Raw genomic sequence first — 12,048 nt, 5'->3', positions numbered from 1 at the left:
CGATCTGCCAAACAAGGTGGTGTTGGGTTTTAATCATGCGGCACGATTAGGAAATGAATGGATGTCTCAACACGAACTAAACAGTTACTTGAATTTATGCACCCAATTTTATGATTTAATCAGGCCTAATCCACCCGCAGACGCTTATGCGTTTTATCGCTCTTACGCTATGAATGCCAATGGCCCCATTTTAGAACCTATGTGTGGTTCAGGCCGATTTTTGTTGCCTCTTCTAGCAGAACAGTGCCAAATTTCAGGGTTTGATGCCAGTAAGCAAATGCTTGAAGCCTTGAACGCCAAAGCAATAAGACAAAATCTCCAGCCGGAGGTGTGGCATGGATTTGTTGAGGATTTACATAAAGCACAAAAATACACGCTTATATTTATTCCCAGCGGCTCTTTTGGGCATCTTATTGATGTTGATTCAATAAAAAAAGCAGTACAGATTTTTTATGATCATTTGAATGAGGATGGCATATTATTATTCGAAGTAGAAACAGCTCAAACAATACCCGAACCACTGGACGTATGGCGAGGGCTTGTATGCCACAAACCAGATGGCAGTTATATTTTAGTCAACAGGCTCACAACGTACAAAAATAACGTATGCTATTCAATAGACCGATATGAACTGATAGAAAACGGACGAATTGTACAAACAGAAATGGAACAGTTTAATGTAAGAATCTACGATAATCCGCACATGTTAATCGACATTCTTACAGAAACAGGATTTAAAGAAATCAAACTCATAAAAGCCTTTGATAATACACGTCAACCCGAGCAAGGTGATACGAGCATAGTATTTGAATGCAGAAAATAACTCAGGGATTATTTAATTTATCATTGGATTTGTTATGACTAACCAGGTACTCAAATGGATTTCTGCACTACAAGCCATATCTCAAAATGGACTTACCTACACCAAAAATGAATTCGACCAAGAGCGATACCATCAACTTCATGATATCGCCATTCAAATGGCTGCCTATTTTTCTGGAAATGAAATGAATCAGGTTGAACATTTATTCTCATTAGAAAAGGGATATGCCACCCCCAAACTGGATGTGCGAGCTTTTGTATTAAAGGATGATTCCATCTTACTGGTAAAAGAGCGTTCGGATAATTTATGGACATTACCAGGAGGCTGGGTTGACATAAATGAATCGCCCTCGGAATCGGTTATCAGGGAGGTATTAGAAGAGACAGGATTCACTGTAAAAGTGACCCGACTATTAGCCTTGTGGGATAAGTTAAAACATGATCATCCACCGCAATGGCCTCATACCTACAAAATGTTTTTTCTCTGTGACCTTGTCTCCGGTCGAGCAAAGGAGAATCTTGAAATATCAGAAATCAATTTTTTTCCATGCAGCAAACTACCTGAGCTCTCAACACACAGAGTGACTCACAGCCAAATAATGCGTTTATATGATCTTTCTCTAAATACTGAAATCACAGTTTTTGACTAGATGGTGTCGTTATGAGACTCAATTTTTATAATTCTGCGACTCCATGATCATTGCCTTTCTCCTTACTTAGCTCGCTGGACAATGATTCTAAAATTAATCCTATCACAGCCCATCCTTTGTCTCACCTTATTTGCTTTTTTTGTTTAGGGTCTACACAATCAAAAGTCTGACGGCTCACTAAAAGCAGCTAAATTCAGATTTCTTTTTGCTTCAACCAAGTTAATAAGGTTTCATCAAATAGAACTGGCTCTTCTAGTTGTGGCGTATGGCCGCTTCGCTCAAAAACACGGATAGTTAATTGCTTGAAATAAAAGCGCATTGGCTCCCATAAATAGGGTGGATTCCAATAATCATAACGTCCCAAACCTAAGAAAATTGGGCATTGTAATTTATCGCTTTGTTTTGTGATATCAAGTTCAGGAAATACTCGCATCCAAACATGCTCAAACATTTCTGGAATAACCTCAACGCCTTCCCACAGCCAAGTTGCGTCATAATCAGGTTGATACCAAATCATGGGGGCAAATACTAACATACGGATAATAAAAGCACGCCTTGGATTGGCTAGGATTGCTTCTTCTAAGGTTGGATAGCTGTCATTAAGTAATTGCTTACGGAGAGGACAAACGGATTCTTCAAAGTAACGATTAGCCGCCGTAAAATTTTCGGCTCCTGCGCATGGGCTCATCGCCAATAAAATTAAATGGGATACTCGCTGGGGGTAGTATTTTGCGTATTCCAAAGCAATATAGCCATGACCGGAGTGCCCTAATAAAGCCATCGTCTCAAGACCTAAATGTTTGCGTAACGCTTCTATATCTTCTATTAATTTGGATAAAGAAAAATCCTCGTTTGTCACCGATCTCGATGTTGAACCAAAACCACGATGGTCCATACAAATTAATTGTACTTTTTCACGTAGAGCTTCTGAAAAAGTACGCGGATAGTAAAGATGACTACCAATCACGATTATTGGTATCCCCTGCCCTTCTATTTTGTAGTTTAGCGAAAAGCCATCTCGTTCAATTTTATTCATCTATCTTATCCAAAATGCCAATAGCATTTTGACTCCTCTCATAACTTGGCGCTTTAAAAGGAGGCAAGGCTATCAAGCACTATTTTTTTACTCAATATTTTCAATACATTATAATTCTTTTATCCATAACTGACGTTATGTTATATAGTGTGCATGAAGCTAGCAGAAAAATAAGCCATTGGGTTAATTATGGCCTTTTGGTTTTTCATTAATTTTCTTAGCTGCCTGTACGGCAGTGAACGGTAATGCTCACAAAGCAGATACTGTCTTTAAAGGTAAGCAAAATTTTCATTAAAAGGTTGCTTGCCTTTAAAGACAGTATCTACTTGGAATGAAGTTTTCAAGTTGTTTGGTTGTCCCTTATGCTATTAGATCCTTACAATAACAGTAGCCTGTATTAGACAACGTCGTAATACAGGTTCTAAGCTTGCCATAGACCCTTGAAATACTCTGAAAAATCCCTGTATTACGACGTTGTCTAATACAGGCTACAAGTGAACGGAACAAACCCTGTTGATTGGAGCCTTTAGGATTTTAACTGGAAGTGTTGAACAGCTCTTTATTATGGTAAACAGACGAATACCTTAGGTGCATGGTGAAAAGCATGAGAGGTAATGGTATTCATTCCGGCCTTGATATTTCATTTCTAAGCTGCTTATACGGCAGTGAACTCAAACACATCGAGCTTCTCATGCCTTTATTATTTCTAAGCTGCCTATACGGCAGTGAACCCGAATATCAAAACAAAAAATAAACTAACAAACAAGAAGTTAGCATAACATACCAATGTATTACCATTGTTATATTACACTGCTCTATCTTATTGATTTAATTATAATTTTAATGAACGTATAAAATAAAGGTTAAAAATCAGGTAAAGTTGATTCCGAACTTAAACCATAACAACTAAAAGCATTATTTATTAGTTTCGCAGATGATTCTTTACAAATAAAGAGCTTGATGGAAAAGTTCAGAAGTTGAAAAAACAATAGTGATGCGATTATAATAATTTTGGTTTTATTAGATACAGAATTTTATATGTCCTCAAACGCACTCATCCTTCGTAATTTGGGCCATCAAAAAAGTCGTTTGCGTAGCTCCACGCATTATGAAGCCCTTCAAGTATCTGAAACCACATCGTTTGAAGTAATACGCAGTGCCTATAGGCAGCAAATAAAGATTTTTCATAACGGAGTGAATGATGATAATACCGTGATGCATTATCAGGCTGTAATTTCAGCTTACCGGGTATTAAAAGATCCCCATAAGAGACAAGCATACGACACCAGACTTGCCAGAGAAAGAGCAGCGCAGAGAACAATATTTGTATCATTTTTATCAACTGTAAAACATGCACATGAGATGCTGTCCTCAATACCTTCTATCGAAGAACTGATAAAAAATTACAGAAATCCATTAATTCCTATATACGTGAGGTTGGGGCTAAGTGTTATCATAACGATAATAGGTCTTGGTGCTGAGTTTTTTTATCCAGAATCCATGCTGGCGGCATACTTATGTGTGGCCAATATTCTTGTATCATGTAACGCAGTTTATGAATCGGTTAAATATGCAAGAAAGCAGAATGTCACAAGACAGGAATTAACTAACGCAATGATTGAGACAATAAATTTCCAGATAGAAGTTGATCAACGTGTTGCCAGCACTATTGCTTATCATAGAGCGCGGACTCCGAAATTAACCTATAAACAGCACGAACCAAATACTGATGCAGTGTGTGCTTCAACAGTGGGAGAGCAAAGCTTTGGGATGGAGCCTCCTTCTGCTTGCGCAAGGCCATGATTTCACACTGTCGTGAGTGATATGCTCAGGAGTTTGAAGTCCAATGGTACGAAAACGTACATTAAGGGCATCAGCAAGATTTGAAATAGTCATTATCTTATGCGTTTTTTCTGAATAAGATTATGAATCTCATTTATCACTAAGTCTGGTGCTGTTCTGGCCACAATATTAAACTCTATATGCGATTAACCTTGCATTTACAATAATGTATTCACTTGCATGAAAGTTGGGTTCATATAGTTTTTTTAATTTGATTTAAAAACAATTAAATCAAATGGCATTTAAAATCAATAGGCCATTACTGGGCGTCAGGCTCCCGGCTGAACCCCTCTTTGATTTTCTTAATAAGCACAGTGAGGTCGACCCTCAAGTTAATTATAGAGCTGTGCATGCAATGAAATATGTTAGGATTTGATTTTTTTCCGTCAGAGCGTAAGTTCCGAGGCACCAGGCCAATCAAGGTATTTTGACAATTGGCTCATAACATTCACAGGCCACACCTAAAGTGCGGCACGTAGGGAGCGTGATTTGAGTGGATTGGATAGGAGACTCACCTGTCTGCAACATTCATGATAGCCTGCACGGCACACATGGATGATGCTCTTCGCTTGGAGCACTCCGCTCTCCTTGCAGATTTCTGCCAAAAAACAGCTTAAGCCCGTTGGTATTTGAAGTTTGGCTTTGCTGCGCTGTACCTGACGGTCTGGGTTGACTATCAGTAACAGCTTTTGCATCCTGGCGCTGAATCTCGGCAAACTGTTCCCTCAAACCAGCCGCATAGAGAGGATATTTAGCAATGATGAGATTCAAATCATATGAATTTTCTATCACACGTCTGAACTCCTCCGGCTGCTTCAACACACATTCAAGCAATAAATCCGCAGACTGGGGAATTATTCTGGCGATACGCACCAGCGTATCAGTGGATGAAAACCTTCTCCTGAAGAAGGCAGGCTGATTTCTGAAGATCGATTCAAACAGCATGCCCGCATACTGTGGTAATTCTTCGATTAGCTTTATCCAATCCTGTTCACAGGTCACTAGTCGAGCAAAATCAATCGGATTAGTTAAAACCCGCTCTATCAATTCATGCGCATGATGAGGTAATCTTTTAATGGCGTAAATCCAGCTATTCAGTGTAGCTGCCATCAGTTTCCTGAAATCAGCCGGATCATCTAAAACCCGTTCAAACCGCTCTCTGCTATAGTCTGGAAATTCACTAACTATATTGAAAAATTCAAAATAGAATAAACGATTTCTATTGGCAAGGCATAGAAATCCCTCATCACTGTTCCAACACCGGTCAAACAACGCTTGGGCATGATTTGGGAATTTTTTGACAAATCGAATAAAATTAGAAGCCCTACTAGAAACAAGATTTATGAACTGTGTATTACTGCGCCACAATCGCTCGAACAGTTTTTCGGCGTGCTCCGGGAAGTAATGGGTTGTCAGAAGAAAATTGTCGAGATCGTTCAATATCAATCGCTCGCAGTCTTTTGGGCTGTCCCAGACCCGCTCGAAGATCTCCGGTGTGCGCAGCGGAAAGCGTTGGGCCGCAGTACCCCAGTAATAGGTGTTTTTTGTAATCAGCTGTTGATAATATTCCTGTCTGTTCCATATCCGCTCAAACAATTCATCAGCATAATGCGGAAATTTATCGACTGTTTGCCAGAAGAGATGCCAGTTCCAACCTATCATGCGGCGGAAGATTTCTTCATCATTCAAAACACGTTCAATCAGCATGTCCGCATACATTGGAAATATTTGAGCCGTGTGAATCAGCAGATTGCTGGTACTGAAACAATTATTATTTTCGCTGATAATCAAATGCGAAAAATAAATGGGATTGTTCCAAAACAACCGAAACAGACTGTCCGAATGCTCCGGGATCAATACGGTTAAATGCTCCCAGCTCCTGGCGTTTTCCATAACCAGCCGTTCGAATTGATATTGGTTTGTCTGAACACGTTGATACAAAGCAAGCCTAAAGTCTGGGAAGTGCTCCAGTATCTTAATAAAATCTGTAGAACTGGATACCAGTTTTTTGAACTCCTCCTCATTACTCTTTAAAACCTGCTCCATTATCCCCTTCACCAGTGGACGAGGTTGTGCTGCGACCTTGAGCAAGTCCTCCGTGTTGCGTACCAACCGATTGAATTCGTTTCGATTATTCAATACCCGGTCTATGAGTCGCTCTGAAAAATCAGGGCACTCGGTAATTGCTCTAAACCACGCCTCAATATTGCGTATCAGCCGATGAAAATCCTCGTCGTTATTCAAAAGCCGCTCAAGCAACCTGTCCCTATGCTCTGGGAATTTTTTCACGGCAGTCAGCAAGGCATCATTGTGATTCAGGATGCGAGAAAAAAGGGCCTGATTACCCCAGACCAGTTCGAACAGTTGCTCCCTTTTCTCAGGAACAACAGTGGTCATACGCATCCAGCTATATATGTTTCTCAACACCAATTGATTAAAATCATCCTGATTACTCCATATCCGCTCAATCAGTCTGTCCTTATGCATTGGGAAAGCTTTGACTGTATCTGACCATACTTTTAAATCATACGTGACCAGCCGTTTGAACTCAGTCGGATTATTCCAGACCGGTTCAAACAATTTCGTCTGGTGCTGTGGAAAAGCTTTGGCCGTGTTGCGCCAGTCAAGATTACTTTCAAACACGAGACGCCGTGTGAGATCCGGAACACTCCAGACTTGATTAAACAGACGTTCCGCATGGTCGGGAAAACATGCAGCCGTACTTACCCATTCGTTGTTATTGCAAAACAACAGGCGCTGGGCTTCATCATGCCTGCTCAGAACCCATTCCAGCAGTCGGTCTGCGTGCTCAGGACACTGTCGGGCTAACTGACGTAAGCAAGAAGGATACCTTAACTGAGTCTTAAAATAATCCGGCCTACACAAAACCCAATTCAAAAGACTGTCAGCATATTTGGGGTAATGCTCGATCAGGTCATTCAGCTGAAACCTGCGGTCAAAGAGAAGCTTTATGCCATGCGGGGAACTTAATGCCATTTTAATCAGTGTTTTCTTGTATTGCGGCAGATGCTGTATTGCAATCCGGAAGGTGTCGGCATCGTGCATCACCATTCGGTTGAAATCCTCTGGATTTTCCATAACCCGTTTAACGAGTAACTCAAGCTGTTTGGGTAATTGACGGATGGTATTGAGCCAGGTGTATTTGTTTTCTAACACCAATCGCCTGAACGATTCCGGCTCATCGAAAACACAGCTCACCAGGAAATCAGTCTGTTCGGGGAATTGCTGAATGGTGCTGAGCCAGGTGTGATTACTCTGCTGTACCAGACGCCTGAAATCATTCGGGTTGTTGAAAATACACTCCGGCATTAACTCCACCTGCCGAGGCAATTGCCGAACAGTGTTGAGCCAGGCTCTGTTGTCACAGGTTATCAACCGCCTTATATCATCAGGCCTGCTTAAAACGAAACAAATCAGTGTGGCGGCAAAATGGGGTAATGATTTGATAGCCTCAATGAACTGGTAATTGTCTGCGATCAGTCGCTTGAACCGCTCAGGGCAATTTAGACCATAATCAAACAACCTGTCCGCTGATTTCGGTAATTGTGTGATGGCTTTGATCCATTGATAGCCTGCACCCTGTAAACGATTCCAGGCATCCTGATTACTCAAAAGCCTGTCAATCAACCTGACTTCATGAGCAGGAAACGCCCTTGCCATATTGATAAAGGAATCGAGGCTGCCATGCACTGTCCGTTCATAAGCTTCTGGACTGTTCCAGACTCGTTCAAACAGTTGCTCGCGTTGTTCAGAATAGTGTCTGATTGTTTTAAGCAGGGCATTCCCATCTGGCGACATGAGACGATTGAATTCGTCAGCGTTACTCCAGACCTGCTCAAACAGCCATTGTGAATGCTCCGGAAACTGTTGGGCGGCTCTCAGAAAGGTATTTTTGTTGTACATTACCATACGCTTAAAATCTATAGGGCTATTGCAAAGACGTACGAATATCTCATTCGCAACATCTGGAACATGGTCTGCTATGCTGCGCAGGGTATGAATGTCCTTAATGACCAATCGTGCGAACTCCCGCTCGCTGTTTAATATATATCGCATCACGCAATGCTTATAATTGCGTGCCTGCCTGACTATCTGGATCAAGATATAATGACTGCTCACCAGACGCCTGAAATTGTCCGGATCTTCCAGCAGACATTGAACCAGTTGTTCTTCATGCTGAGGAAACTGGTTAACGGTACCGAGCCAGGTATTGGCATTCTGCATCACCAGGTGCCAGAAATCTTCCTTGCTTTTCAGGACATACTCGATCAATCGATTCGATTGCGATGGTAGCTTTCTGGCGGTAAGGACCAATAGATAATGCGTATCCACCAGTCGCCTGAATGTGTCCGGCTGTTGCAACAGATGATCCACCAGATCGTCAGCAAATTCAGGCAATTGAATGGCCGTATTGAGCCAGGTTTCATGACTGTGCATCACCAGGTGTTGAAAATCTCTGGGGTTCTGTTCAACCTCTCTGAACAGTGGTTCCGCATGCTCCTTAAAGTACCGAATTGTCTTGAGCCAGGTGCTGTTTCGAGATTTTAACAAGTCATTAAAAACGGGAAGGTTGCCTCGAAGTTCTTTATACAGTCTATCCGCCTGCTCCGGAAACGTCTTGACAGTCCTGAAAAAGGCACAGCTGCTGTTGGCTATCAGTCGGTAGAAATCGTCTGTATTGGTCCACACTTGCTCAAACAGCTGTGCGGCATATTGCGGAAACAGGCCGACAGTATCGAGCCAGCTGTGATTATCTCTCAACACCAGCCGCCTGAAATCAGCGTAATTATCACAAAGTGAGGTGTATATATTTTCTTTGTGAAGCGGAAATGCCTTAACCAGTCGGATCAGATGCTCAGAGGATTTAATCATTCGTGTCAAATTCTTATTATCAGCACATAAGTATTCAATGAGATGATGTATACATAAGTGTTCAAATACACTCGACTCGTCAAATGCGTCAGTATTAATCCTGATTGTACTTGAGAAAATCTGGTTATGATAAACACTGTCCTCCAAAGCCTGTTTATCAAAAAGCGTTAATAACTGTCGTTTATCGGAGGCAATCAGCCAGGATAGAAACAGCTTACGAAAGGATTCATCATGCCATGGCAGTTTGCCTGCCAGCGCTAATTGCCGAGAAAGATCGTGCGACAGAAACAATAAAAACGCAACCCGAACGTCCAGTGCGAGCGTATCTAAACCGTTTTGAGATAAATGGGCGATTTGGACAAGAAAACGATGTGTCAGGCCACCGTTGTTCAGGAGCCTGTCGATTTCTTCCTGCGGTATATCATTTTTTTGCAGAATGGATTGAACACTGTTTTTAATGGCAGCGTTTAATGCTTTCCGCTCTGATTGAATACGCCTTATCCTCGATAACTCAAGGCGTTCCGTTTGGTCGTCCTGCTGTATCAGCCAGCAGAGCAAATGATAACACAGTGCCCGGGCATTGCTGGCATCAAAACCGCCTTCATTTTTTATCCACTGCTCGAATTGGGCCGCCTCTTTCGCTTCTTGAAAGACGTTGTTGATCACCTCAGCCAAAATATCCTTGAAAGACGGTTGAACGCCATTGGTTATGATATCAATGAGGCTTGTCCGTTGTTCATGCGACAAGTCTTCGGAAATTTCTTTCTGGAAGACTGGCAATATGCGTCTATGCATGGCAGGAGGCAGTTGCCTTCCCTCGACCAGATTAAATACGACTCTCCAGCCAGAGGAAGACATATTGTGACGCTTATCAGCTATCTTCAGAATCAGACTGAGCATCTGTCTGTCACTGCCGTCATAGCCATTCAACAATTCACTAAACGACAACCTGGATTGATAGGCCTTTTTTAAATAATCTGACACCGGTGTCAGAAAATCACCGCCGTTAGATGAGGCACTTAGTATATGGTTCTGGCGATACTGTTCAATACGGTCCAACAGGGTTTGAATGCGTTGCTGATTTTTGGCTCTGGCCAATTCTAATGCCTGGATTCGATTGGCTTCCTGATAATACAAGGTATAAAGGCATTTGGCCTTCTGGCGGATGCCCAGATGAGACAAATCATTCACCTCTGCCAGATGAGTCAACAGGTCAAACACATGCACACCGCATGACCATTCATCGCTTTGATGTGGGAACGGGAATGCAACAGACTGGAAGCTGTCACGGGTTTCCAGACACAACATATCCTGCAGTCGCTGCTTTGCTTCTGCGGTTATTGAGGCATTACCATTCGAGTCATAAAGAGCAACCGCATGAGCGGCCTCGCCTAAGGTAATCCATACGGCAATCTGATGATGGCTGGATGACTGAAATGAAAAAGCAACATGACGGTAGCCATCCTCTCGCAATGAGTCTAATGAGAATACAGCCTTTTCGCCTGACATCATCTCGATACCGGGAACATAAACCGATTGTTTCGATTCAAGTGCTGCCTGCAAGGCCAATTGCACCTGGTGTTGGGTGAAGCCACCATCGGCATTCTGGCAGATTTCCTGCAATTCCAGTTCAAAGCGAATATCATTGATTACTGCCTGCAATCCTCCCAATTGCCGCATGTGTGCATTCCAGAGCCTTTCCTCATGATGCTGCAAATCAGCAAGGGCACCCATCAGATCAGACCTGGATGCCGCGTCAATAACGAGCTTGCTGCCTACCGGATCATGCGAGACAAGAATACCTGGTATCCCGTCAAACAAACAAAACAAGCTGTCTGCGCTTTTGACTGGCAGTAGTTGCCGGCTATACAACAAACAGTTGCTGTGAGGAATGACATCAAGATGCACTTCCAGACGACCACCCTCTTTGCTGACAATTCTGGTAGTAGATTCCCGATGATCTGAAAAAAACTTTACGATAGGTAAATCAATGCCCTGCAGGGTTTTAACGACTGAAATAACACGTTGTTTATCGATTTGTTGATGCTCGTCTACATAATAAGCATGAATCAGTTGATCCAGCAGTAGTAATTGCTCTTTCCTGTATTCAACATACCAGTGTGGATTAACCGACATTGCGATTTGTTTCAATGTTTCAGGCAGATTATCACGCACGTGATACTCCACACGATTGCTATCCTCGGCCGCTTGACAGTTATCCGGACTGGCGTAATCTGTAAACAAGTGTGTCCCCTGTTCGGCACAATAGCTCAGAAAAAAATAACTGTATTGAGCACAGCCCTGGTTGTGGCTCCGAGTCTGCAACTCATCCGTTGACAGAATAATTCTGGCGTCAGGAAAAAAGGCTCTGAGACAGTCCAGAGCCGGAGGTACCGGGGAATACCTCATACCTAAACCCTGGGGATCAAACAAATACGCATGGACCTGGTTATTCACCACCCGCATATAGATAGCAATGCAGTGAACGAGTGGTCTGAATAGAATTAATGCCTCGGCGCCTTCATCCTGCAGATGAAGTTTTGGCAACAAAGCAGCCAAATCCTCTGATCCAGCAAGCATAAACGATTGCGTATTATGAATACGTAAGTCATGCAACACGAGCAACGCAAGTGCCTCATGATTTAATTGAACATTATTATTGAACTGGTTATCAGATAAATTGAGCAAGTCGATATGATTTGGCATGTTGTTCCTGAATAATTTTTTTTTGAGTTCAGGCGCTGACCCCTGCGAACAAAAGAAACGTCTTTTTTTAGTTCAGTTCGATTTTATATCAATCAGAAT

The 12,048-nt window shown here is 42.3% G+C and carries 6 protein-coding genes; 4 read left to right on the top strand and 2 right to left on the bottom strand.

Annotation, left to right across the window (positions count from 1 at the left end; translation table 11 throughout):
• Nucleotides 1-61 precede the first annotated feature (61 nt).
• Both Lwor_RS02230 and Lwor_RS02225 read left to right on the top strand, forming a co-directional pair.
• Entirely contained in the window at nucleotides 62-823 is a 762-nt protein-coding gene (locus Lwor_RS02230) for a class I SAM-dependent methyltransferase (protein WP_058492271.1), read from the top strand.
• A 34-nt stretch (nucleotides 824-857) separates the two neighbouring features.
• Nucleotides 858-1,472: an NUDIX hydrolase gene (locus tag Lwor_RS02225; RefSeq protein ID WP_058492270.1), complete on the top strand. Its 615-nt coding sequence runs from the start codon at nucleotides 858-860 to the stop codon at nucleotides 1,470-1,472.
• Nucleotides 1,473-1,665: 193 nt separating this feature from the next.
• On the opposite strand, the gene Lwor_RS02220 is transcribed toward Lwor_RS02225, so the two are convergent.
• Nucleotides 1,666-2,508: an alpha/beta fold hydrolase gene (locus tag Lwor_RS02220; protein ID WP_058492269.1), complete on the bottom strand. Its 843-nt coding sequence runs from the start codon at nucleotides 2,506-2,508 to the stop codon at nucleotides 1,666-1,668.
• 604 nt (nucleotides 2,509-3,112) lie between these two features.
• On the opposite strand from Lwor_RS02220, the gene Lwor_RS13680 reads away from it, so the two are divergent.
• Together Lwor_RS13680 and Lwor_RS02215 are read left to right on the top strand one after the other, a co-directional pair.
• The gene (locus Lwor_RS13680; protein ID WP_157063120.1) at nucleotides 3,113-3,262 is read left to right on the top strand and encodes a hypothetical protein; all 150 of its coding nucleotides are present in this window, start codon (nucleotides 3,113-3,115) and stop codon (nucleotides 3,260-3,262) included.
• 257 nt (nucleotides 3,263-3,519) lie between these two features.
• Nucleotides 3,520-4,311, top strand: coding sequence for a J domain-containing protein (locus tag Lwor_RS02215; protein WP_157063119.1), 792 nt, complete (start codon nucleotides 3,520-3,522; stop codon nucleotides 4,309-4,311).
• A gap of 567 nt (nucleotides 4,312-4,878) precedes the next feature.
• Here Lwor_RS02215 and Lwor_RS02210 read toward each other — a convergent pair.
• Nucleotides 4,879-11,949 (bottom strand): hypothetical protein, encoded by a 7,071-nt coding sequence (locus tag Lwor_RS02210; RefSeq protein WP_058492267.1) that lies wholly within the window; start codon nucleotides 11,947-11,949, stop codon nucleotides 4,879-4,881.
• Between the last annotated feature and the right edge of the window lie 99 nt (nucleotides 11,950-12,048).

The sequence above is a fragment of the Legionella worsleiensis genome (assembly GCF_001467535.1).
GTDB classification, from domain to species: domain Bacteria; phylum Pseudomonadota; class Gammaproteobacteria; order Legionellales; family Legionellaceae; genus Legionella; species Legionella worsleiensis.
The sequence above is the reverse complement of the archived record's forward strand: the minus strand, read 5'-3'. Positions and strand labels throughout refer to the sequence as shown.